This is a genomic window from Ruminococcus sp. (genome assembly GCF_024684275.1).
Map to the genome: position 1 here is coordinate 1 of NZ_JAIKXF010000029.1, position 23,051 is coordinate 23,051.

The window sequence follows — 23,051 nt, forward strand, 5'->3', positions numbered from 1 at the left end:
TCTGATTGGCTTCGCCGCACATTTTCGGCTTTTTGTCAATACCTTTTTGCAAAAATTTACATTATATTCATAAAAATAGTCACAGGATCTTTGTTCACCCTGTGACTATTTTGTTTTTCCTTAGCTTAATGACATTAGGCAGATTGCGGAACAGCTTTTTAACCTCGTCAAGAGTGTATATTTCCTTTTCCGATTGTTCAGTTTTCTGAACTACTACGCGCCTGCAAGGATTGTCCGTCATCATACCCATTCTGACAGCACAGTTGAACACATCGCTTATAAAATTCAGGTGATGCACAGCCGTTTTCCTTGAAAGTGCCTTACCATTGTTCAGGTTTTTCTCATTCACAAGCAGACCGGTGATGAATTTTTGTATGTCGCGTGACGTTATCTTGTCCAGTCGCTTGTGACCAAGCGCAGGATATATACGCTTGGGGACTTGAGTCTATGCCGAATGATATGAGAAGTATATTTTTCGATAAAAATGCTGTTCATAAATAAACTTTTGAAAAAGCAGGGCTATGCCTTCCGTACACGGTTATCAGAAGCAGAGCGTATATATAAGAGCTATTATAAGCAGTAAATACGGGAAGCTGTTCCTCTCGGAAAAAGAAACTGCGGAGTTGATCGACGATCTTGGTGATGTTCCTGATATACCGCTAAACGATTATCTTATATCAGTGCCTTCAAGAAATCATGAATACAATGACAAGTTCATAGCTGACATTCGACTGCTGCTTATAGCGATAAGAGAGGGGAAGGAAATAATCTACTCCAATAAAACGAGAACGGCAGTATATGAGAATATGCACGGCTATCCAATAAGAATAGAATACTCTGCATTATATGATCTGTTTCAGCTTTCGCTTGAGGGTTGGGAAACTTGCCATTCCAACCACTTGTTTACCACTTATTTGTACCAAAAACCGTCAAAATTCGCTTGAAGTCACTAAAATTCAAATCGCAGAAATCCGCTAAACACAGCCATTTTCGCATTTTACTGAAAGTTGCAGAAAGGCTCTTGCTCAATTCAAGTCCCCTATGCTCCACCAGAATAAATGGCTGTATTTCGGGAAATTGGAGTGCAGCCATTTTTGCTGCATAAAGCACTACGACACTTACTACGACACTTGTACCGTTTTTAGAGTCGTGAAAGTATTATGAGATATGCTTTGACCTTAATCTTATTATACAAATCTTTACATTTTTATATAGTGAAGTGTAACAAGGTATATTTCGCTAAGTAAAAAAGGCTCTAAAGCAATCGCTTTAGAGCTTTTTCAAAATACGTTATTCAGTTGTTTTCTCCACCGGCTTGGCTGTTACTCTCTTCAAGTAAACCACTATACTTATGATTGTCGTACTCAAGTGCCAACTATTCACGGCATATAAAATTAGAGGACTGTCAATACAATCCTCTTTTATTTTTACTGGCGACTGGGAATGGTTGGCGCTTACCGATTAAAAGGCAGTATAACGATATTAAAGAAGACAGCTCCCTTACGGGAGCTTTAAATATTTCTAAAAGTTGATTATACTTTATGTATTATATCTACAGAGCCATATTACCTGTTATCAAAACCTGAATAATTTTTGAATATTGAAAATAAGCTATTGACAGGCAAAATGATTGATGCTATAATGTTTGCAAGGGGAATACATTATGTATATTAAATATGTGGGAGGGGTATATAAATGTTGCATAATACATTTTATCCTGCTGAGGACGGCAATACGGAGACAATCGTTCTTCTACATGGTTTCGGAGGTAACTCACGTATTTGGAAATATCAGCTGCCTCTGCTCTCAAAACATTACAATGTTCTTACTATTGATCTTCCAAGTCATAATGAAGGTAATTTGCAGCTTTCACAGCTTGAGGTAAGTTTGGACGCGATAAGCAGGGAAATACTTGCTGTATGCGATCAGTATTCTATACGCCATGCTATATTTATGGGAGTATCACTTGGTACGATTTTTGTGAAATATATTCAAGCGTTTTATCCTGAATATGTTGACTTCGGAATCTTGGTCGGTGCAGTGGCTACAGTAAATGCATTGCTTTACGGATGTGCTCATCTTTTTTCAAAAATAGGTGACAAGCTTCCGTTTGCGGCAATTTACCATGTTTTCAGTTGGATCATTATGCCTGGTAAGCGTAATGAGGAGAGCAGAAGTATTTTTCGTAAATGTGCTATCGCTTTGAATAAAAAGGAATTCAGGTTATATATGCATATTTTCAATCAGGCTTTTCGTTTCAGCAAGGTATTTGAAAAGGAACATCATCCAGAAAATATATATATTTCCGGTAAGCTTGACTCCTGTTTTCTGCGTCGAACAGTACGTGAAGCTAAGAGCACCTGCGGTAGGATGATACGGATGGCTTCATGTGGTCATGTATGTAATATTGTACAGAAAGAACGCTTTAATGAGCTTATGTTAAAGGTACTTGATAGGGATTTTACTGTCCCGGGCTGATGCAAATTCGTCAATAGATTCCAGAGCAGCTTCCTCATCTACAGCGGTATAGGCCTTTTTCAGGTCAATCAAGACAACAGATCCTGTTATCTTCACAGAAAGTTTTTCCCTCAGATCTTCAGTTCAACCGCTATGGAGAACTATACAGAGTCTCAGGAGAGCTATGAATCCTTGTTCAAAGATAAGAACAAGTATAACGCTATCATGAGAGCTATTGCAGGAGTATATATCGTGAGATGCGTACATAAAACACAGATAACCATAATCAATGATTTATCCATGAGGACCGCCTACTGGCGGTCCTTCTGTTATCTTGAAAAATGTATCTTCATATGATACAACAAAACAGAACGTATTTTCTGCTTTGCCGCGATTTGAGGTGAGCTTCATGTGTACGTCATTGCGCATAGAGGCAAGAGAAATGGCAGAGGTTCTTATAAAGATAAGAAAATGTCCTTAGCTCAGGAGATTGCGGTTAAGCTCGGAAAGAGCCTTATCATGTCCGGAGAACTTTATCCAGCTGATATAGCACCTGTTCTGGCACCGAATAAGTACAGAAAAATGACTGTATTTCCTATGGCATGGGGATTCACACATAAGGCTATGTACTGGCATCTGCAACTTTCTCTGCAGATTAAGAAAATACCATAAATTTTATAGTCTAAAAATTTTTTTGAGTTTTTTGTCCTATTTGAGATCTTGTGTGCGAGTGTATATTATGAAAGCGATGATACGTATCAAAAACAAAGCGATCAACAGGGGCGATGAGTATGGTGCATAAAGCAGCCAGCGTCCTAAATTTAAAAATTATGAAAAAGAGAGGATGTTTTCTATGAATATCAATAAGTATAATGCAAATTACAATAACCAGAATGGCAAAGAGGCAAGAGGTACAGACAAGTACACAAGTCATAAACACCACAGATATGCAGCAATTGCAGCAGCATTCGCAATCATTGTTGGAGGAATTGGCGGAAGCGTTGCTCTTGGTAAAAAGATGGACAAGAACAGCCAGCATTTTGCTGCTGTTGCTGCGGAAATCACCACCACAGCAGCATCAACATCAGCTATAGAGACTGCTGCGGTTCATACCACTACAGCAACTACGACAACAAGCCTTATAACAACAAATGTTGCATCAGCTGCAACAGAGCCGGCTACAGCTGAAATGACTGCTTTCGTTGAGACAACAGCACCCGAGGAGATCACAACAGCAGCTTCTGATAAAGGACATGGGCCTGCTGATATGGATGCATTCGCACAGGAGTGGCTCGACAATTACAATGAATGGTTAAAGATACCTAACGGATATGTTGAGCACGAAGAGGAGAGTGTAAGCTTTAAAATTGCTGAAGGTTCTTATGTACCTGCAATTGATGCATGGAAAATAACAGACGAAGAATACTGTTCAGCTGATGCAATAAATAAGCATCTGCACGCTTTCTGGGCTCCCGGAAGCAAAGACGATATAGTTCCAGCTGAGCTCACAGAGAAAATAGACAACGGAACTGTTTCATATAACGATTTCTTAAGCGGCATATATTTCACTTATAAGAATGATCTTTACAGCAGAAAATGTAATTCATGGGTAGAAGGAAGAAGAACTTGTCCATCTGCTGAAAAACTGAATGATAATGAAATACTCGTTCGTTTTACTCTTGGTTATGAGGGCGTGACCGAGCAGCAGACTATGCATCTTGTATGGGTCGATGAGCTCAATGACTGGCGTGTTGACGATATATTCTTTGAAGGTGAATAATACAGTAAATCAATAGAAAAAAGCTTCAAAAACAGCTAAAGAAATATTGAAGCAGCCACCATAATACTTTTTATCATGGATTTTCGAATGAGTTTGTAACAGAATAGAAAAACTACTCTGAAATTTTCTAATACTTTTCGAGTCTATCCTAAAATTTGTGTAAACCTCCAAAGTAGTGTATAATAGAAGAAACACTGCTTCGGAGGTTTTATTTACCGAAATAATAACAAAAGGTGTATTTTACACAGCGATAACTCGCACAAAGAAAAAACTAATGATTTACTGGAGTTCCGAAACGATGGAAGCAATTATTTCTGGCTTTCCATCTGAACATAGTGGATTTAAGAGCTTACAAATAATAAAAGATAAACTGTCTCTGACATAAGAACTTGTATAGGGTCAAGATACGATGTAAGCTCTATATAAATACTCAAATCTCATAAAAAATAAGGACGATACCTGACAGAAGTCAGATTTGCTGTCGAGTGCCCTTCGCTGAAGAACATTTATCGCCTTTTCATGTTTTTAGATTCATCAGGCTTTGTGTCATCAACAACAAGAAGAACCGAATCATTCAGCAGATTGCTTGCACGTTAGATATGAAGACTCGTTTTTATTCCTTTACTTTTCCTGCTTTTAGCCTTATTAGATAATCCTTTGTCTCAGAGGTTATAACTCCCGAGAGAAGAATTATCGCTATAACATTAGGTATCGCCATAAGTCCGTTGAATATGTCCGCAAGATTCCAGACAGCTTCAACTGCAAGGTATGGTCCTATGAAAACTGCGGCAATGTATACCCAACGATATACCACTGTTACCTTCATGTTAGCGCCTGTAAGATAAGAAAGACAGCGCTCTGAATAATAGTTCCAGCCAAGTATGGTGGTGAATGCAAACACCGTAAGACACGACATGAGTATGAACGAGGATATCCTCTCGCTGAACGGCAGACCGTAGTCGAATGCGTCCATAGTTATCATAACACCTTTAAGCTCAGAGGTGTTGTGGCTTCCTGACATGATTATGGCAAGTCCTGTCATAGTACAGACGATAATAGTGTCGATGAATGTTCCTGTCATTGTTACAAGCCCCTGACGTACAGGCTCTTTGGTTTTAGCGGCTGCGGCTGCAATCGGGGCAGAGCCGAGGCCTGCTTCGTTTGAGAAGATACCTCTTGCAACACCGCTTTTCATAGCGTACATCATGACAGTTCCTGCCGCACCGCCTACAGCGGCTTTAAGGCTGAAAGCACCTTTGATTATCGATGATACTGCCATGGGTATCTCTGATATATGACAGAAAATTATGGTAAGACAGCAGCCTGCATATGCAATTATCATTACGGGAACTACTATCTCTGAAACTGTTGCGATACGCTTGATTCCGCCAATAACGATAAGTGCGGTCAGAAGAGTTATGACAGCTCCTGCTATTACGGTAGTCCATGTGTATTCCATTCCCAATACTGAAACTGTATGGATTTTCTGTGGATCAAAGAAATTATTTGCTGCTGATGTGATACCATTTATCTGGGTTATAGTGCCTATTCCCATGATACCTGCAAGAAGTCCGAAAACCGCAAACATCTTACCAAGCCATTTCCAGCTCTTTCCAAGTCCGTTTTCAATATAATAGAAAGGTCCGCCGAGAATATTGCCGTTCTCATCCTTTATACGGTACTTTACCGCCAACAGTCCCTCTGCGTATTTTGTAGCCATACCGAAAAATGCGGCAAGCTCCATCCAGAACAGTGCTCCTGCACCGCCTGCCGAAATAGCAGTTGCTACTCCGACTATATTGCCCGTTCCGACAGTAGCCGAGAGAGCTGTGCAAAGTGCCGCAAAGCTCGATACTTCTCCGTTTCCGTCTTCTTCATTCTTCACCATGTACTTCAATGCCTTGCCAAGTTTGTGTACCTGCAGAAACCTTAGCCTGAATGTAAGTAATATTCCGCAAGCCATGATGAGGATAATAAGCGGGAGTCCCCACACATAGCTGTCAATCTGACTGATTATATCGTTGATCTTATCCATTGACACATCTCCTATTTCAAACTTCGTTAAAATTATATCATACTTTTGTGTGAAAGTCAATCGAATATATGTACATATTTGGATTTTGTCCGTGGTATTTCCATATGCCATGATATATAAATGCAGCCTGTAAGAACAGCGTCAGAAAAGACGATATACTGAAAAGCTCCCACAGCCGAAACTGCGGGATATCTGTCAGCATAGGCTTTGGGTTTCGAAGAACGTAAATCATACAAAATCAATTATTTAACTGTGAGAACCGCCCTTTGCGCGCTATCCTTAATGCGAATTAAAAAAATTGCCGGCATCGCATTTGGCAGTCCGCCAAACGCTTACTGGTCGGGGAATCCCCTATTTGGGTGTTGATAACACCGATATGAAATGCGACCACTGAGAATGTTTCTCAGTGGTCGCTGCTTTTAATGTCATTTCTAAAAATCTATTTGGTCACGGGAAAATCAGATAGGTGCGGCAGAGGCAAAAAAGCCTCCGAAGCATTGAAAGTCTGCTACCGATACCGCAGTAGGAGCGTTTGTTATTTCAGACTTCCGTAATCCTCGTCAGAAACAGGCTCACACCATTCTGTGCTGCCGTCTGCGCCCTCTATCTCAATAGCCAGATGTGAGAACCAGCTGTCGGGAGCTGCACCGTGCCAGTGCTTGACCTCCGCAGGGATATTAACTATATCCCCGGGGTGAAGCTCTCTTGCCTCCTTGCCCCATTCCTGATAATATCCTCTGCCGCCTATGCAGATGAGCATCTGACCGCCGCCGCTCGTAGCGTGGTGTATATGCCAGTTATTGCGGCACTTAGGCTCGAAAGTCACATTGAACATAGAAATTTGCTTATCCGATACGGGAGCAAGATAGCTTTGTCCCACAAAGTATTTGCCATAAGGGTTCGGCTCGCCGATAGGGAAGAATATCTCATTCTGAAACCTGTCCTTGTCGGTCTGAACTGGTATATTTTCGTTCCAGACCTCCTTTGCAAGTCCGAATACAGCCCATGCAAAAGCCCAGCTTGTGTAAAATGCAGCGTGAGTGATTATTGCGGCTATCTCCTTTTGGGATACACCGTGATTTTTTGCATTCGTCAGGTGGTATTTCATGGAGCTGTCTGTCACTCCCTGAGACATCAGTGCAACTATGGTAATGATACAGCGTGTTTTCACGTCAATGTCGTTATTGTTCCAGTTTTCACCGAAAAGCACATCATCATTGAAGCGGGCAAAATCGGGAGCAAACTTTCCGAGCTGTTCTCTGCCTGCGGTCTGTACTATCTTTTCAGCCATTTTATTTTCCTCCTATGTCACATACTTGCTTTCAGTATCTTTACTATTTCGTCACGGTCAAGTACCTTATATCCGCCATTTAGGATAAGTGTAGCGTCGGCAATGCCTTCTATCATTTCATCAGCTGCACCCAGCTCTGAGATCTTCATTACAAGCCCGAGCTCTTTCATCCAGCCTTCCATAGCCGCAAGACCGGCTTCTGCAAGCTGTTCATCGGTCTTGCCCTCAGGAGAGATGCCCCATACATTCACAGCGAAACGTGCAAATTTTTTCAGACTATAAATACCATTTTTCCTGACAGAGCCTCCGCCGTAGACCAGCAGAACGTTTTTGCCGTAATTTGCAAGCTCGTCCTTCAGATAACAGAGGGAGTCTTCGCCGAAATAGAGCTTTGTGGGGTTGTGATATGAAAAGTTGCCTAACATGGTTATACCTCCTTGATTATATTATTTAATGTTTGATCATTTTTATATTGATGTGGCAAATAAATCTTGAAGTTCAGACATATCAGATTCATGATTTAGTTGGTACATAAATATTATACCATAGAAACACAGCTATGCCAAATACTTATTTGGCATAGACGGTTATTACAAATAGGCATATCACTGAGCACAGTAAATACTTTTTTGACATTGGAGATTAAATTCAATTTTTTATGAATCACAGGATAATGACCATGAAAATTTTAAGCGATTGTAAATTTTAGATGATTTTGTTTAAATGACTTGAAAATTAAAAGGAAAAATGATATAATATGTGCAAAGCTGTATTCTGTAAGTAAAGGGGGGAGTACCATGTCGGAAAAGAGCAATGACTGCCTGTGGATACATGAGCTGCTGTGCAGACTTAAAGATATTTCAACGGACAGCGAAAGAACGGCGCTTATTGAGCAGTATCGCCGTGATCATGCCGACGATGCAGGAAAGCTCATAATTGACGACGCGGATACTCTCGCTGAGATGCTCATAGGTCTGAAAAACAGCAGCACAGGACATAAGCTTGCTAATCTTTCAGAGACCGAACGTGCTGAATTGCAGGAAACAGAGCATATTATCGACGAAAACCTCTTCGATTACTATTTCCAGCCTATTGTAAGTGCAAAGGACGGCGAAATATTCTCCTATGAGGCTCTTATGAGACCTAAGAGCAGTATGAAGCTCACCCCCTACCATATATTGAAGTATGCGACACTTGTCAACAGACTTCCCGATATTGAGCGCGGAACATTCCTCAATGTACTCGGCATAATAGACCTGCGAAAGGAGGATTTCCTCGGCAGGTCGGTATTTATAAACAGTATCCCTGAAGCCAGACTGGGTATGGACGATTTCAGGCGCGTAACGAAAATGCTTCTGAAGCATTCTGATACTGCGGTTGTCGAGATGACCGAGCAGACAGAGATAGACGACGAGAGACTTGAGGCTCTTAAAGAGAGATACCGGAATATGGGCGTAAAAATGGCTATCGACGATTACGGCTCAGGATATTCAAATGCAGGCAATCTCCTTCGCTATATGCCAAACTTCGTAAAGATAGACCGCTCGCTGCTTACTGATATTCAGAACAGCTCGAAAAAGCGCCATTTCGTAAGAGAAATAATCCATTTCTGCCACGAAAATGACATTCTTGCGTTGGCAGAGGGTGTTGAGACCGAGAAAGAGCTCCATACCGTAATACTTCTTGGAGCAGACCTGATACAAGGTTATTTTACGGCAAGACCTGCACCTGAGATAATCAGTTCTATCCCCGAGGACATCAAGCAGATGATAAAGCGCTATCATCAGGAGCGTGAGGACGGTATCGGACAGCAGGTATATATTGCCGATATATCCGAGCGCATAATCCTCGAAAGACTTATGAAAACAGGTATGAAATGCGTCATAGTCGGTTCTAACGGCAGCGGCGACATCAGTGTCGAGGGCAGTACAGAGCTTGACAGCCAGATACGCATTGAAACGCGAAAGGGCTACAGAGGCAGGATAACTCTTGAAAACGCATGGCTCAGCACTATAAAGAACAAGCCCTGCATAGATATCGGTGAGGACAACGAGGTAACACTTGTGCTCAGCGGCGATAACAAGCTGGATATGGGCGGAATACGTGTTCCCCAGTCATCTAAGCTCACCATAGCAGGTGAGGGCAGGCTTGAAATAAATGTAACAGGCAAGGAATTCTACGGCATAGGCAACGGAGCAGGACTGTGGCACGGCGATATAACCTTTGAGCAGTCGGGCAGAATAACCGTTAATGCAGACGGCGAAAAGGGAGTTGCCATAGGTTCGGGAAACGGCGGCGTTATCAACATCAACACAGGTCAGTACCGACTGAATGTACAGGGCGACGTCAACGTAGGTATCGGAGCTCTTTATGCCGAGAGCGACATGGTGATACACGACTGTGACATCGGTATGGAGATGAATTCTGCAAGAGGAACGGCTATCGGCTCTATCGGCAAGAGCGATTTTATCACTATTTTCAAGACCTCAATAAAGGTATTCATGACGGGTATCGAGCTTGTGGGCATAGGAACTCTTGACGGCGAAAAGACCGAGTTTGCTATCAGAGAAGCCAGCTGCTTCATAACCATAAAGGGGGAGCGCTGCTCGGCTATCGCGGCACTTGAAGGCATCACAGATACTTCTATCGACAGAGCAGCCTTCGGTCTCACCGTATCGGGCAGGCAGGCTCTTGGCATAGGCGGCTTTACGAAGGATACCACTATCCACCATAACGAAGCCGAGGTACATATAAAGGTAGATACGCCCATAGATATAAACAATTATATCGACCGCCAGCGTATAAGCATAGATAAAACTTCCTTTGATATAATGTATAACGGAAAAGAGTTTACACTTTAAAAAGGGACGGCGTTTAGTCGGATATAATATATAGCAGATATTGCCCCGAGGCGTTTAATAATGCTTCGGGGTATTATATCTTTATTTTGCCACTTAGATAAATCATAATATAACGCTAGAACTTGCTGAGCCCATGAACGGGATTCCAAAGGGACTGTGTTCCTTTGGCAGAGTCCAGAGACAGCGTCTCTGGTGGGGGGGCAAGCTTAACAAGCCCGTCCCCTTTGTCGCCGTGCGACATCTCCCCACACTGTGGGGAGTAACCCCGCAGTTACGAAGGCGCTTCGCAAGGGTGAATCCCGAAAACAATCCAGTGAATTGTTTTCGGGAGAGGGACGCCTTGCAAGTGAAGGCGTCCCTTAACGGGGGGGGGCGAGGACACCAGCCCTACACTTTTTCAACGGGCGGATATTATCCGCTCTCTTTTATTGTAAAAACAAAAAAATATATCCCGAAATGTTACGCAGCCCCTGCTGCTGATGAATAGATATTATGAAAGCCAACACAATGCATTGCTAAAGCTTTACAAGAGGTGATGAACTATGACAAATGAAGAAATACAGAATGCAGCGGAAAAATCAAAGGAAAATGCTCAGAGAGCCATCTTTGATCGTTATTTCAGCTATGTATACACTATTATTTTCAGCAAGCTCCGAAGCTGTGCAAGCCGCGAGGATATTGAGGAATGTGTGGGAGATGTTTTCTCTGACATATACATATACTATGAGGAGAGCAAGGCTGTAAACGGCGATATATCAGGCTTTGTGGGAACTGTAGCGCGGCGTAAGGCTATTAATGTCTTTAACCGCATTACACGTAGAACTGTACCTGCGGTCTCAGTTGACAGCGAAGAAGCTGCGGCTATAGAGGCTCCAGACAATACAGTTGAGACCGTGGAGCGCAGAGAGCTCCGCAGTACACTGCTCAGGTGCATAGAGGAACTGGGCGAGCCTGATTCCACCATAATCATGCAGAAGTATTTTTTCGACCGCAGCTCAAAGGAAATAGGCGAGCTTGTTTCAATGACGCCCGAAAACGTCCGTGTGCGCAGCGGCAGGGCACTTGACAGGCTCAGAAAGCAGCTGGAAAATCTTGGGATAAAGGAGTGTAATATATGAACGATAAGGAACTCGGTTTTGATGCTCTTGAAACAGCAGACGACGAGGAGATAAGACGCATTGCTGCTGACTGTCCTGCTTCACCCGAAGAAAAGGAAAGGATGTTCAAGTTGAGCAGAAAGATATATAATGAAAGAACAAACGAAAGTAATGAAGCTCATGCCGATGAAGTATCGGGCGTTGAGCAGTATAAAAAGCCCATATGGCAAAAGATAGTGTCCTTAGCCGCCGCCCTTGCGCTGGTTGCAGGACTTGGTACGGGAGGCTATATGCTTCTCAGACATGAGAAATGGGAGCCGCTGATTGATGTAAGTGAAGAACGACTCCCGGAAAGCAATTACACTTTCGGAGACCTTAATAACGGCACCGAAGCTGATAATGCTGAGGCAGAGAAAATAGAAATGCTCGACTTCACGGCTATGAATGCAGAGCTTGCAAAGGAACAGCTTAAAATTCGCGGACTTAACTGTGAAGTTATAAAGCAGTCAAGCAGCGAAGTGCTGCCAAACTATGTAATAAGAACAGAGCCCGAAGCAGGCACCGAGCTAAAACAGGGCGATACTGTGATATTATATGTAAGCATGGGTTCAGAGGGTGAGAACGTCACAGTAGATGATTATATCGGAAAAATGGCTGAGGACGCTTCCATTATGGCAGGCTACAAGAACTTTAAGGTATACACTTATGAGATACCTTCCAACGAACCGCAGGGCACAGTAGTTGAACAGTATCCTGCGGCAGGAAATGAGGCGGTTTCGGGAGGAAATGTAACCCTATTTACTTCTAAGGGCGGCTATACCGCAGGTGAGATAACCTACAAATTTATAGTTCCCGATGACATAAACGGAAGATATGCCGTAGATTTTATATGGACTGACGGAGATGGAATAACAAAGGTAGAGTCAAGCGGTAATTTTGTGCTGCCTGAGTATGGGAATGTGGTTCTTACAGAGATAAGTGGAAAGGGGAATGGATGCGAAGCAACAGCGTATTTAACAAACCTTGAAAATAATAAAAAAGCAGAGCTGGGACATTATATCCTTGACTTTGATAAGGGAGACTATACTGTAATTGATGAGGATATAGAGGGAGCATTTGAAGCAATAAAGTAAATACACAGAAAAAAGGAAGCGAAAGCTTCCTTTTTTCATTATAGGGGCGCCGATGAAATAACCCCATTGTAGGGGACGGTGACTCCCTACAGTGTAGGGAGATGTCCGAAGGACAGAGGGTCGCGGCTTCTGTTGGAAGTCCTCGACGTCCCACAAATAAAGTGAGACTAACGGGCTGTCGGGGACGCCAGCCCCTACATTTTTACTGCTTTTTGTTAATATTTACCATGCAAAGCACAGCAAAATCAGCTTCTCACTGTGCAACTCTACAATGTTACTAAAAAATCACAATATTGTATTGACAAACAATATTATACGCCGTATAATATTGTCAGAGCTTGAATATTGGAACTGATAAAATATTACAGACAAAACAAGTTCAAGCATAATAACTGAATACGAAAGGAGAAGGACTATGGGTTTTTCTATCAATGCAGGGCTTCTCGACGCTATGGTGCTATCGATAGTTCAGAACAACGACACCTACGGCTATGAGATAACCCAGTATCTGCGAAAGGCTGTGGACATCTCGGAATCAACATTGTATCCCGTCCTCAGACGCTTGCAGAAAGGCGAGCTCCTTGAAACTTATGATAAGGAGTTCATGGGCAGGAACAGGCGGTACTACCGAATAACGCCGCAGGGAAACGATTCACTGGAGGAATACCGTGAGGAATGGCGGAGCCACAAAAAGAAGATAGATAGTATTTTATTGAATGAGGGAGCTGAAAGCAATGAACAAACTTGAATTTCTGACGAGATTAAGGAACAGCCTTGAAAGAGGCGGTATGCCTGTTGAGGATATAAACGACGCGCTTACATATTATGAGGAAGTATTCATGGACGCTGGTTTCGGCAAGGAGGAGGAAACTGCTGCTTCTATGGGAATGCCCGAGGACGTAGCAGTGAATATTCTCCGCGAGAGCGGTATCACACCGCCTCCGCCGCCTGTACCGCAGAATATTGCCGCAGCACCTCAGCCGAAGAAGAAAAAGCCATCGGGCGGTGCAATTGCAGCAAGCATCATTATCGGAGTTCTGACATTCCCAATATGGCTGCCTTTGCTTATCGTAGCAGTAGTAATGCTTTTCGTTATCATAGTGGTGCTTTTTTCACTGGTAATTGCGTTCATCGCAGCAGGCATTGGTCTTATCTTTGGCGGCATTGCATTGCTCTTTGAGCTTCCGTCGATAGCTCTTATGGCATTGGGTGCAGGCTTCATCATCACAGGTCTTGTGATACTTATCTGCAAGCCTGTTTTCGGAGCAGCTATACCTGCCTGCGGCAGAGGCATAAAGAAGCTTTTTACATGGGTAGGCGGATTATTCAAAAAGGGAGGAAAAGAAAATGTATGAGAATAATAATGGGATAACACAGGAGATACAGACAGCTCCTCAGAAAAAGAGCAGCGGAAACTGGGTATGGATAACATTTCTGATTTTAGGCGTGGTATTGCTGGTTACCGGAATTATCCTTTTCAACAATACCGATTTCAAGAGACACGGCAAGATAAAGGACTTCAGCGAGAGCTTCAGTGCAGCTGATGTAGAGAGAGTGAACCTTGAAATAGGCTGGGCAGACCTTACCGTAAGCAAGAGCAATGACGATAAGATATATGTTGAGGCTAAGAATGTGCCCGAGGGGTTTACAGCGGATGTAAAGGGCGACACATTCTCGACAGATTTTGACAATGAGAAGATACATATCGGTATGCTCCCTGCGTGGCTCAAAAATGATGATAACGAAACAGTTGTTGATATAAAGCTCCCTGATAAGGAGTACGCAAGCTTTGTTCTTGATCTTGGGGCAGGCGAGACGAGCGCTGCAGGCTTCAGCTGCGGCAAATTCAGGATAGAATGCGGAGCAGGAGAGGTGACATTTGAGGACATCGAATGTGAGACAGGAAGCTTTGACTGCGGAGCAGGCGAAGTGAATATTAAGGGTATCAAGTGCGATGAAAAGCTGTATATCAACGGCGGAGCAGGCGAGGTAAATATTTCAAGTGCGGTTCTCGGCGGAATAGAGGCTGACCAGGGGGTAGGTGAGCTGAACTTCACAGGAACCGTAAACGGCGACATTGACATTGACGGCGGAGTAGGTGAGATAATCGTAAATCTTACCAATCCCGAGAGTGACTTTGTTGGCAGCGGCAGCAAGTACAAGCTGGATATAGATACAGGTGTTGGCTCAAAGACAGTAAACTATAATGTTTCGCGCTGAAGGCCATGCTTGACCACACAAAAATAAAAAAAGGCGACCGTGTCCGACACCGACTTTTCGGAGTTGGAACGGTCACCGATACACTGCCGCTGGGAGGCGACACAGTAGTTACCATAGAATTTGACAATGGAACTACAAGAAAGCTCTGCGCTGAGATAGCCAATCTGGAAAGTGCGGAAGCTCCCGAACATGATATAGATGATATAGATTAAAAATCAGCCCGTATAAATCAAAATTTAATGATGTAGGGGCGCACAATGTGCGCCCGCAAACATACACATCAATTTTGACACGGGCGAACAATGTTCGCCCCTACAATACAAATTTTTCGGGACGCCAAAGGCGTTAAATTATGATTTATAAAATAAAAACCTGTGTCAATTGCGGCACAGGTTTTTTGGTTTTATGATACAAAAATCGACAGCGTGTTTTGTGCAGGTATACAATGCTGAAAATTATTTTTTTGAAATTCAACGTGTTTGCATTGAAAAAATGCGCTTTTGGAAGCATATATGAAAGCGTTTCCAAAGCTTCATATTCAAACCACACCCTTGACTCAGGAAAGGAGTATCAATGAAAGGTCTTTATGAAACATTCAAGCTGGTCAGGCTGATGACCGACTGCGCCTGTATTCGCAGGTGCTATTTTACCACAGAAAACAAGAGGTACTGCACAAGCAGCACCGAGATGTACCTATTAAAGGAGGGAACATAATGGCAGTTTATCGCGGAGCCTACAGCGGACCTGAAATCGACAGGCTCCTTGCAAAGGCTGACCTTTCCGATGTTTTTTCGGAGCAGCGCCTCAACGGTCTGTCCTTTGAGCAGATAAGCAAGGAGGACTTTGATTCTCTTTCCGAAAAGGACGCTGACAAGGTCTACTTTGTCTATGATGAAAAAGGCAAGGTAAAACAGTATATCGGAGAAGCCGAGCTTGGCGGACCGGCTTTTACCGCAGGAAAAATGTCCGCCGTTTCAAATAATTACGTGAGTATGCTCACAGGTATCATTGAGGAGGAATAAAAATGTCAACAGTAGTTTTAGATAAGGCTTACGCAAATTCATCAAGCCGGTACTCGGACATTGTATCCGATGTGACAGATTTATGGGATTGGGCGGATATTTCGACTGTCTATGACGGAACAATGTTCAAGCTTCATGTTGAAGATAATTTTGGATTGATGGTATATAACGGCAATTCCAATTTTACTACTATAGCTGTTAGATTTGGCTCAAGTAGTTACCATATCGCAGGTCCGTCAAGTACAGCTGCAAAGCTTCTTATTAAGGCTGAGAGAGTGGGGGAGGATACCCTGATACTTAGTGTATGGAGAGTCAGCGATAGCCCAAATATTGTTTCAGCTAATCTCTGCGATAAGTACATCATCTGCCGTGGAGTGAATACCATTACAGAGGAAGAAGAAACGGTGCTGGTATATCTTGGCTCAAACTCGACATCAGGTACAAATAAGTGTATGCTGCTTGCCGGTGATGTTATGCAAGCAACTGATATAGCAGCACAGAATGCAAACGCTAACGTCAATGCCAAAAACACCAATATCATACCATTTTTCAGTCCTGCTTCTGTATATATCACAAAGGACGTCTATCAGTCTCTTTGTTCGAATGTGTCCTCGTGGTATTTCAGCGATGTAATTCTGAACGATAAGCCATACCGCATGAGCGGCTCTGTCTTTGTACTTGACGAGTGATAATACCGCGTTAAAAAACAATAACGTCCCGAATTCAGGCAGCTCCCTTCAGCGGAAAATATGGTTACCGAGCCTGAAAAATAGTCTCGTAAATATAACCTGAGATCCGCCGGAGGGGACTCCCTTTTTCGGGACGTTATAATATTGCTTACTTTTCCTCTAACTGAGTAGCTGCGCCTATAAACAGCGGAACGTTGTTCTCGTCAACTATCATATAGACGAAAGGCTTATCAAGATAAATATTGATCTCCTTCTTTGGTATAGGCATACTGGCGCCTGCTGCCATCATAACAGCTGTTACCGCAGCTGCCTTTGTGCCCTTTTCTGTCACCTCTATCTTGGTCTTGTGGAGAACTTTGTCGATGTAAAGCTGATCGGCGTCCTCAACGGAAAGGTCGTTTATCTTTGAAAAATCAGCCTTTTTTAGATCAAATGCAGAAGGCATACCCATATTCTTGAGCACCTTGCTCAGTGACTTACTGTACTGATACTTGAACTTTGGTATCATAACGTTGAGCTCTATACTTTCGGGATCTTCATATTCCTTGAGCCCTTCAAAGAGCTTTTCTGCGTCGAGGTCTTTTACATAGCTTACGATATCCTTTTCCTTAGGCATTATGCCTACGAAGCTGTATTTGCCGCCTGCATACGGCTTCTTGAAGGCATCGGCATCTCCGAGGTCATAGTAGTATCTCTCATGACTGTACATTGCCTGTATAGGGTGCTTATCACCGTTGAGATCGGTAAATATGCTGTCTCTTGAACTTTTATATGGTATATCCCATTCAGCCTCAAAGTAAAGGGTATTGATGAGCATCATCAGTATTTCCTTTTCGTCTGTAGGCGTAAGGTCGCCTTTTTTAAGCAGAGATGGTATCATACCCTGAGTATTCTTGTTTACCCAGCTATTTACGTCTTTGACTGTAGAATCGTCAAAGACAGCCTTATAAAGCTCTGCATTATAGAACTTCTTATTCTTTTCAAGGAACTCATCATAGACCTTGAATGAGGGCTTATCCTTGAACCAGATAGAATCTGCAAGGAAAACCTTCTGCTTTTTCTCATTTGGAAGCTTGCTGATGTAGTAAGCCATATACTCATTGAGCTGGTCTAAGGTAAGACCGCTGCCGAGGACCTTTTCCATTTCAGCCTTTGTCTCGCCGTCAGCTCCGTTTGCTGTCATAGCAAGTGCAGCCGATACAGACATAGGCGAAATAAGCAGGTTCTCCTCGTCCTTCTCAGTAGGAGCAAAGCTGTTTTTCAGCAGATCAACGCCGAACTTCATTTCAGCGGAAGCAAATTCTTCGTCAGTAGTCTTTCCCTCGGAAGCCTTTACGTCAACAGTATTGTCAAGGCGTATGCTGCCGATAGTTCCGACGCCGTTGAATTCCTTGATCTTTCCAATCAGATAGTCCTGAACCATTTGCAGGTCTTCCTCGTCGATCTTGTCGTTCATATTTATATCGCCGTTGAGCAGCTGCACTTCTGTGAGCTTGGTCCCGATATTGCCTGCAAGCTGCTTTCTGTAGGTGATAGAGTCAAAGCTGTCTACAACTCCGTCATCGTTTATATCGCCGTAATAATGGATACCCAGACCTCTTACGCCCGAGATAAAGTCCATTCTGTATTCGTAGCTTGGTGATGAGCTTCCCCAGTAGCCGCCCTGCTTTTCGAGCTCAGCCTGAAGTGCGTCAGCCTGTTCCTTATCGTAGGTAGTGAACTTGAGTGTAACGATGTCATCACGGTCAAACATTTCGTAGTATTTAAGGGTGCTGTTCCATTTTTCGTAGAACTCCTCGTCAAGCTCCTCACGGACATATGCCCTGATGTCAGGAGATTCAAGAATAATATCTATTTTTGAATAGTAGTCGTAATAATCGTTTTTCTTAGGTATTATGCTAAGCTGTAAAGCCGGAGCCTGTGACAGATCATCATAGACAGAGACATTGCTTATATAAGCGTCAGGTATCTCGATCTCGTATGCAGTATCACCTGCGTATCCCTCCGCGATAGCCACAGCCCTGTTTCTGCTGACACACGGCGGAAATGTTCCCACAGCTCCTACAGCCAGTGCAAGGCTGAGAAATCCAGCTGTAAGCTTAGACAGTTTTTTCATTTTTCCCATAGTACATTACTCCTCCCATAATGAATTGGATAAACTATCCATAATATCAGTATAACACTAAATTCTGCATATGTCAATGGAAAATGGCTATATTGCACAGAAAAACAATAAATAATGATCTATTGTGCTTATTAAAATTTGTTTTGACTGCAAAAGCTCATATATTCTCTGTAAAAACAGTAATATTGCTGACTTATTGAATATTTGTGGGAGTATAATCACCTTGATTCATAACTTTTTGTACAAAAAGACGATTGACTATGTGTATATTGAAGTATATAATATACCTATAATAATTTTTAAGGAGGAGCGTTGAAAAATGCTGAAAAAATTTACTGCCGCTGCACTCAGTACAGTTATGTGTGTATCGGCAGCTCTGCCAGGTACTGCGGTGAGTGCCGCAGCTGTTCAGAGCACTGAACTAAACGACAGCAGCAAGACTGTCGATTATGATGCAAGGCTGCAAACAGCAGATACTCTCGGAGAAGTAATAGCAGACGCTGCGCAAAAAGACGATATGGCTAACGCTCAGTCTGCGTCCACGGTCTCTGTTGAGGCTGAAGAGACAGCAAAGGTACATGACAAAGAAAACGTAAAGAAGCTCCCGTCGGCAGAAAATCTGACCGCAGCCTACAGCACTGTTGCAGCGGAGGACGCAGATGCCCCTGTAACAGGAACTCTCGGCGATAATATCACATATCAGCATTTTGCGTCAGGAGCTGTTATAATCACAGGTCACGGTGCCATGAAGAGCTCCGGCAATCCCTTCAAGAAACCTGAGACTATCACAAGCGTGGTTATCGAAAATGACGGCTCTGCTGAGGGCGGCATCACAGACATCAGAGCAAATCTGTTCAATGGCTGTACGGCTTTGACAGGCATAACTATGCCAAAGACCATTGCATCTATAGGCACTGGTGCCTTTGACGGCTGTTCTTCACTTACTCAGATAACATACGACAAGGAAGATTCCGCAAAGGCAGGACAGCTTACTCTGCCTGCTTCCGTAACGACTATAGGCTCAGCTGCATTCAGGGACTGCGCAGCATTTACCGAGCTCCTTATCCCATCAAGCGTTACCTCTCTGGGAGAGAGTGCATTTGAGGGGTGTACAGGTATCACAGAGATAAATGTTCCTGCAAATGTCAAGACCATAGGCAAATGTGCATTCAAAAGGTGTTATGCCGCTAAAACTGCTGTAATTGCCGAGGGCGTTGAAACTATCGGAGATTTCTGCTTTGAGCAGTGTGCTTCTCTTGAAAGCCTTACTCTCCCGTATGCGGCAACCTCTGCTGCTTCGGCTGAAAAGATGAGTCAGAGCACCTGTGTTGCCGACCTGTTCGACAAAAACAGCACAGATGAGAAATATGCGGAAATGATGTATGAGACAAAGTGCAGTCACAACTATACACGCTATATCCCTAAGTCTCTCAAGACTATCACCGTTACGGGCGGAACTCTTGTACCGAATCATATATTTACGGGCTTGTCAGGTGTTGAGACTATAAATGTGCCCGAGACCGTTACAGTTATCGGAGCATATGCTTTCAATGGCTGTGCTTCACTGAAGGCTGCTCCCATACCCAAGAGCCTTGAATCCATAGGTGAAAAAGCTTTTGCAGGCTGTAAAACCTTTACGGAGATAACCCTTCCAAAGACAGTTGCCTCTGTAGGGAATAGCGCTTTTGAGTCATGTACGGGACTTAAAACTGCTGTTATCGAAAACTGTGAAAACGGTATCGGTTCTTTCTTGTTCAATAAGTGTGCCTCACTTGAGAGTATTACACTTCCGTTTGCAGGCTATAAGCTTGCTGATGTAAACAAGGCGAATTCTTCAGCTTATCTCCTTGACCTGTTTAACGAGGATTTCGGCGATGCCGCAGTTAAGTGCGTAAACGCTAACGGTTATGAGAGATATGTTCCGAAGTCGCTGAAAACTATTACGATAACAGGAGGTACAAGACTGCCGAATGGTGTATTTTCCGGCTATAAAGGAGTTGAGAGCTTCGTTATTGCTGACAGTGTAACATCTGTGGGAAATTATGCTTTTACGGACTGTCAGGGTATCAAGGATATATTCATGAACAAAAATGTTACAGCTGTTGGAAACTATGCATATTCAGGCTGTACAGGTCTTACAGATATAACTGTCCCGGAAAATGTACTTACTATAGGCGAACACGCTTTTGATTCCTGTACAGGAATTAAAAATGCAGTTATAGCAGGCGGAGAAAATGGTATAGGTGCATGGCTGTTCAATAAGTGTGTCTCACTTGAGAGCATTACGCTTCCGTTTGCAGGCTATAAGCTTGCAGACGTAAACAAGGAGAACTCAAATGCCTGCATTATAGACCTTTTCAATGACGACTGCGGCGATGAGACCTACAAATCAGTGAACGCAAGCGGATATGAAAGATATGTTCCAAAGTCTCTGGAAACTATCACTATCACAGGCGGCGAAAGAATACCTAACAATGCATTCTACGGCTTCAGCGGCGTAAAGAAATTTGTTATTCCCGACAGCGTTGTTTCTTTCGGCAATGGCTCGTTCCAGAAGTGCGCAGCACTTACCGAGAATGTTATGACAGACAATATAACAGCTGTCGGAAATCGTGCCTTTGCAGAGTGTACAGGTCTGAAAAATGCTGTATTCGGCAAGAAGCTCACAGATGTGGGCGGTTACGCATTCGCTGGCTGTACATCTCTTGCAGATGTGACTGTTCCCGAAACAGTAGTCTCACTGGGTGAACACGCATTTGAGGACTGCTCTGCTCTGAAGACAGCTGAGATAAAGGGCAAGAACATAAAAATGGGCACATTTATCTTCAATAAGTGCAAGTCTCTTGAAAAGCTGACTCTGCCCTTTGCAGGTTATAATCTTACAGATGTAAACAAGGAGAATTCCAACGCATACGTTTTGGACCTTTTCAATGACGACTGCGGTGATGAGACCTACAAAGCCCTGAATGCAAGCGGGTATTCGAGGTATGTTCCGAAATCTCTGGAAACTATCGTTATTACAGGAGGAAACAGGATACCTAACTATGCATTCTACGGTTTCAGCGGCGTAAAGGAATTCGTTATCCCCGACAGCGTATCAAGCTTCGGTAATTCTTCATTCAAGGGCTGTGCTGCTCTCGAAGAAAACGTAATGACCGAAAAGGTAGCAACTATCGGCGAGCGCGCATTTGAAAACTGTACAGGCATGAAGGATATATACATCGGCGCAAACGTCAAGAGTATAGGAAACTATGCATTTGCAGGCTGTAAAGCTCTTACAGAAGTTACTATACCTTCAACTGTATCAACTCTGGGCACCTATGTTTTCTCAGACTGTACAAAGCTTAAAAATGCTGTGATAAGTGACGGAGTTGCCGAGATAAATGCTTTCATATTCAATAAGTGCGAGGCTCTCGAATCTATCACACTTCCCTTTGCAGGCTATAAGCTCACCGATGTAAATAAGGAAAACTCATCAGCATATCTTATCGAACTCTTTAATGAGGACGCAGGCGATACAACATACAAGGCTGCAAGTCCAAGCGGTTATACAAGATATGTTCCCAAGACACTAAAGTCCATTACTATCACAGGCGGCGAGAGAATACCTAACTATGCTTTCGCAAACATCTCAAAGGCAACAGATATAACTATCCCCAACAATATAACCTATATCGGAAACAGCGCTTTCAGCGGCTGTGAGGCTGTTGCAAATGTGTTCTTCCCCGATACAAAGGAGAATTGGGAGGCAGTATCCGTTGGCGACAAGAACGAGCTTATTGACGGCAAGGTAAGATGGCTGAACAGTGACGGTGCTTACGTTATGCCTGAGGGAACTATGACTACAACTACTACTGTAACTACTCAGCGTACCACAAAGGTGACAACTACTACAGAAAAAACTCCTGTATCAACTACAACAGAGGAGCCTACACTCACTACAAGCGCAACAAAAGCAACAGGCACTGCTACAGCCACAACAACAGCACCTGTGACTACAACGACTACAGTTCCGACAGTCAAGTACGCTCTCGGTGATATATCAGGCGACGGAGAGGTCAATGCGGTTGACGCTTCGATGGTCCTTTCATATTACGCAATAGCATCGACTACAAAGGACGCTGATGTAAAGCCCGAGGAGCTTGCGGCAGGTGATGTTGACGGAAACGGCACTCTGAATGCAACAGATGCTTCGTTTATCCTCAGCTATTATGCTTACGCGCAGACATCTAAGGAGGAAGTGAAGTCTATGGCTGATTACATGAAGGACTATATCAAATCTGACAAATAAGCCTCATGTACTCGGAACTCAGAGCTAAGTATGGGCGGTTTAACGCCGCT

General features: G+C 43.3%; 21 protein-coding genes. 16 read left to right on the forward strand and 5 right to left on the reverse strand.

The genetic code is table 11. The features are described from left to right. Window positions 1-94 precede the first annotated feature (94 nt). Complete coding sequence (locus K5677_RS03525; protein ID WP_296724839.1) at window positions 95-427, reverse strand: phage integrase SAM-like domain-containing protein; 333 nt, start codon at window positions 425-427, stop codon at window positions 95-97. Window positions 428-521: 94 nt separating this feature from the next. Here K5677_RS03525 and K5677_RS03530 point away from each other — a divergent pair, with 94 nt between their 5' ends. The 5 genes from K5677_RS03530 to K5677_RS03550 all read left to right on the forward strand — a co-directional run bounded on the left by K5677_RS03530 (window position 522) and on the right by K5677_RS03550 (window position 4,237). Beyond that, on the forward strand, window positions 522-944 hold the full coding sequence (locus tag K5677_RS03530; protein ID WP_296724720.1) for a hypothetical protein: 423 nt from the start codon (window positions 522-524) through the stop codon (window positions 942-944). 751 nt (window positions 945-1,695) lie between these two features. Continuing rightward, complete coding sequence (locus K5677_RS03535; protein WP_296724721.1) at window positions 1,696-2,478, forward strand: alpha/beta hydrolase; 783 nt, start codon at window positions 1,696-1,698, stop codon at window positions 2,476-2,478. Between the two features lie 171 nt (window positions 2,479-2,649). Continuing rightward, complete coding sequence (locus tag K5677_RS03540) at window positions 2,650-2,814, forward strand: hypothetical protein (RefSeq protein ID WP_296724723.1); 165 nt, start codon at window positions 2,650-2,652, stop codon at window positions 2,812-2,814. Between the two features lie 54 nt (window positions 2,815-2,868). Beyond that, on the forward strand, window positions 2,869-3,129 hold the full coding sequence (locus tag K5677_RS03545) for a hypothetical protein (RefSeq protein WP_296724725.1): 261 nt from the start codon (window positions 2,869-2,871) through the stop codon (window positions 3,127-3,129). Between the two features lie 181 nt (window positions 3,130-3,310). Next, a complete protein-coding gene (locus tag K5677_RS03550; RefSeq protein ID WP_296724728.1) occupies window positions 3,311-4,237 on the forward strand; it encodes a hypothetical protein in 927 nt (308 codons plus the stop codon). A gap of 613 nt (window positions 4,238-4,850) precedes the next feature. On the opposite strand, the gene K5677_RS03555 is transcribed toward K5677_RS03550, so the two are convergent. From K5677_RS03555 to K5677_RS14420, 3 genes are all read right to left on the reverse strand, one after another. After that, window positions 4,851-6,272 carry a sodium:alanine symporter family protein gene (locus K5677_RS03555; RefSeq protein WP_296724730.1) on the reverse strand — a complete coding sequence of 474 codons (1,422 nt, stop codon included), beginning with the start codon at window positions 6,270-6,272 and terminating at the stop codon, window positions 4,851-4,853. 535 nt (window positions 6,273-6,807) lie between these two features. Further along, window positions 6,808-7,563 carry a carboxymuconolactone decarboxylase family protein gene (locus K5677_RS03560; protein ID WP_296724732.1) on the reverse strand — a complete coding sequence of 252 codons (756 nt, stop codon included), beginning with the start codon at window positions 7,561-7,563 and terminating at the stop codon, window positions 6,808-6,810. A gap of 17 nt (window positions 7,564-7,580) precedes the next feature. After that, window positions 7,581-7,988 (reverse strand): hypothetical protein, encoded by a 408-nt coding sequence (locus K5677_RS14420; RefSeq protein WP_366848844.1) that lies wholly within the window; start codon window positions 7,986-7,988, stop codon window positions 7,581-7,583. A gap of 372 nt (window positions 7,989-8,360) precedes the next feature. Between K5677_RS14420 and K5677_RS03570 the strand changes: the two genes are divergently transcribed. From K5677_RS03570 to K5677_RS03615, 10 genes are all read left to right on the forward strand, one after another. After that, complete coding sequence (locus K5677_RS03570; RefSeq protein WP_296724734.1) at window positions 8,361-10,424, forward strand: EAL domain-containing protein; 2,064 nt, start codon at window positions 8,361-8,363, stop codon at window positions 10,422-10,424. 542 nt (window positions 10,425-10,966) lie between these two features. Then, window positions 10,967-11,542 (forward strand): sigma-70 family RNA polymerase sigma factor, encoded by a 576-nt coding sequence (locus K5677_RS03575; protein WP_296724737.1) that lies wholly within the window; start codon window positions 10,967-10,969, stop codon window positions 11,540-11,542. Then, window positions 11,539-12,654 carry a PASTA domain-containing protein gene (locus K5677_RS03580; protein ID WP_296724739.1) on the forward strand — a complete coding sequence of 372 codons (1,116 nt, stop codon included), beginning with the start codon at window positions 11,539-11,541 and terminating at the stop codon, window positions 12,652-12,654. Before K5677_RS03575 ends, K5677_RS03580 begins: the two co-directional genes overlap by 4 nt. 415 nt (window positions 12,655-13,069) lie before the next feature. Further along, the gene (locus K5677_RS03585; RefSeq protein WP_024860438.1) at window positions 13,070-13,402 is read left to right on the forward strand and encodes a PadR family transcriptional regulator; all 333 of its coding nucleotides are present in this window, start codon (window positions 13,070-13,072) and stop codon (window positions 13,400-13,402) included. Next, window positions 13,389-14,009 (forward strand): DUF1700 domain-containing protein, encoded by a 621-nt coding sequence (locus K5677_RS03590; RefSeq protein WP_296724742.1) that lies wholly within the window; start codon window positions 13,389-13,391, stop codon window positions 14,007-14,009. Before K5677_RS03585 ends, K5677_RS03590 begins: the two co-directional genes overlap by 14 nt. Continuing rightward, window positions 14,002-14,874, forward strand: coding sequence for a DUF4097 family beta strand repeat-containing protein (locus K5677_RS03595; protein ID WP_296724744.1), 873 nt, complete (start codon window positions 14,002-14,004; stop codon window positions 14,872-14,874). The genes K5677_RS03590 and K5677_RS03595 overlap by 8 nt, the downstream gene beginning before the upstream one ends. Window positions 14,875-14,879: 5 nt before the next feature. Next, complete coding sequence (locus tag K5677_RS03600; protein WP_296724751.1) at window positions 14,880-15,086, forward strand: hypothetical protein; 207 nt, start codon at window positions 14,880-14,882, stop codon at window positions 15,084-15,086. Between the two features lie 361 nt (window positions 15,087-15,447). Further along, window positions 15,448-15,588, forward strand: coding sequence for a hypothetical protein (locus K5677_RS03605; RefSeq protein WP_296724754.1), 141 nt, complete (start codon window positions 15,448-15,450; stop codon window positions 15,586-15,588). Further along, the gene (locus K5677_RS03610) at window positions 15,588-15,896 is read left to right on the forward strand and encodes a hypothetical protein (protein ID WP_296724756.1); all 309 of its coding nucleotides are present in this window, start codon (window positions 15,588-15,590) and stop codon (window positions 15,894-15,896) included. The genes K5677_RS03605 and K5677_RS03610 overlap by 1 nt, the downstream gene beginning before the upstream one ends. Window positions 15,897-15,898: 2 nt before the next feature. Next, window positions 15,899-16,585 carry a hypothetical protein gene (locus tag K5677_RS03615; protein ID WP_296724759.1) on the forward strand — a complete coding sequence of 229 codons (687 nt, stop codon included), beginning with the start codon at window positions 15,899-15,901 and terminating at the stop codon, window positions 16,583-16,585. A gap of 148 nt (window positions 16,586-16,733) precedes the next feature. On the opposite strand, the gene K5677_RS03620 is transcribed toward K5677_RS03615, so the two are convergent. Further along, window positions 16,734-18,710, reverse strand: a complete 1,977-nt coding sequence (locus K5677_RS03620) for a serpin family protein (protein ID WP_296724763.1) — start codon at window positions 18,708-18,710, stop codon at window positions 16,734-16,736. 319 nt (window positions 18,711-19,029) lie between these two features. Between K5677_RS03620 and K5677_RS03625 the strand changes: the two genes are divergently transcribed. Next, window positions 19,030-23,001: a leucine-rich repeat protein gene (locus K5677_RS03625; protein ID WP_296724766.1), complete on the forward strand. Its 3,972-nt coding sequence runs from the start codon at window positions 19,030-19,032 to the stop codon at window positions 22,999-23,001. Window positions 23,002-23,051 lie beyond the last annotated feature (50 nt).

Excerpts from the sequence above, each read along its gene's own strand:
- K5677_RS03555 (WP_296724730.1), bottom strand. The coding sequence starts at position 6,272 with ATGGATAAGATCAACGATATAATCAGTCAGATTGACAGCTATGTGTGG.
- K5677_RS03610 (WP_296724756.1), top strand. The coding sequence starts at position 15,588 with ATGGCAGTTTATCGCGGAGCCTACAGCGGACCTGAAATCGACAGGCTC.
- K5677_RS03575 (WP_296724737.1), top strand. The coding sequence starts at position 10,967 with ATGACAAATGAAGAAATACAGAATGCAGCGGAAAAATCAAAGGAAAAT.
- K5677_RS03605 (WP_296724754.1), top strand. The coding sequence starts at position 15,448 with ATGAAAGGTCTTTATGAAACATTCAAGCTGGTCAGGCTGATGACCGAC.
- K5677_RS03585 (WP_024860438.1), top strand. The coding sequence starts at position 13,070 with ATGGGTTTTTCTATCAATGCAGGGCTTCTCGACGCTATGGTGCTATCG.
- K5677_RS03530 (WP_296724720.1), top strand. The coding sequence starts at position 522 with ATGCCTTCCGTACACGGTTATCAGAAGCAGAGCGTATATATAAGAGCT.
- K5677_RS03620 (WP_296724763.1), bottom strand. The coding sequence starts at position 18,710 with ATGGGAAAAATGAAAAAACTGTCTAAGCTTACAGCTGGATTTCTCAGC.
- K5677_RS03550 (WP_296724728.1), top strand. The coding sequence starts at position 3,311 with ATGAATATCAATAAGTATAATGCAAATTACAATAACCAGAATGGCAAA.
- K5677_RS03615 (WP_296724759.1), top strand. The coding sequence starts at position 15,899 with ATGTCAACAGTAGTTTTAGATAAGGCTTACGCAAATTCATCAAGCCGG.
- K5677_RS03600 (WP_296724751.1), top strand. The coding sequence starts at position 14,880 with ATGCTTGACCACACAAAAATAAAAAAAGGCGACCGTGTCCGACACCGA.
- K5677_RS03570 (WP_296724734.1), top strand. The coding sequence starts at position 8,361 with ATGTCGGAAAAGAGCAATGACTGCCTGTGGATACATGAGCTGCTGTGC.
- K5677_RS03580 (WP_296724739.1), top strand. The coding sequence starts at position 11,539 with ATGAACGATAAGGAACTCGGTTTTGATGCTCTTGAAACAGCAGACGAC.
- K5677_RS03560 (WP_296724732.1), bottom strand. The coding sequence starts at position 7,563 with ATGGCTGAAAAGATAGTACAGACCGCAGGCAGAGAACAGCTCGGAAAG.
- K5677_RS03595 (WP_296724744.1), top strand. The coding sequence starts at position 14,002 with ATGTATGAGAATAATAATGGGATAACACAGGAGATACAGACAGCTCCT.
- K5677_RS14420 (WP_366848844.1), bottom strand. The coding sequence starts at position 7,988 with ATGTTAGGCAACTTTTCATATCACAACCCCACAAAGCTCTATTTCGGC.
- K5677_RS03625 (WP_296724766.1), top strand. The coding sequence starts at position 19,030 with ATGCTGAAAAAATTTACTGCCGCTGCACTCAGTACAGTTATGTGTGTA.
- K5677_RS03590 (WP_296724742.1), top strand. The coding sequence starts at position 13,389 with ATGAACAAACTTGAATTTCTGACGAGATTAAGGAACAGCCTTGAAAGA.
- K5677_RS03535 (WP_296724721.1), top strand. The coding sequence starts at position 1,696 with ATGTTGCATAATACATTTTATCCTGCTGAGGACGGCAATACGGAGACA.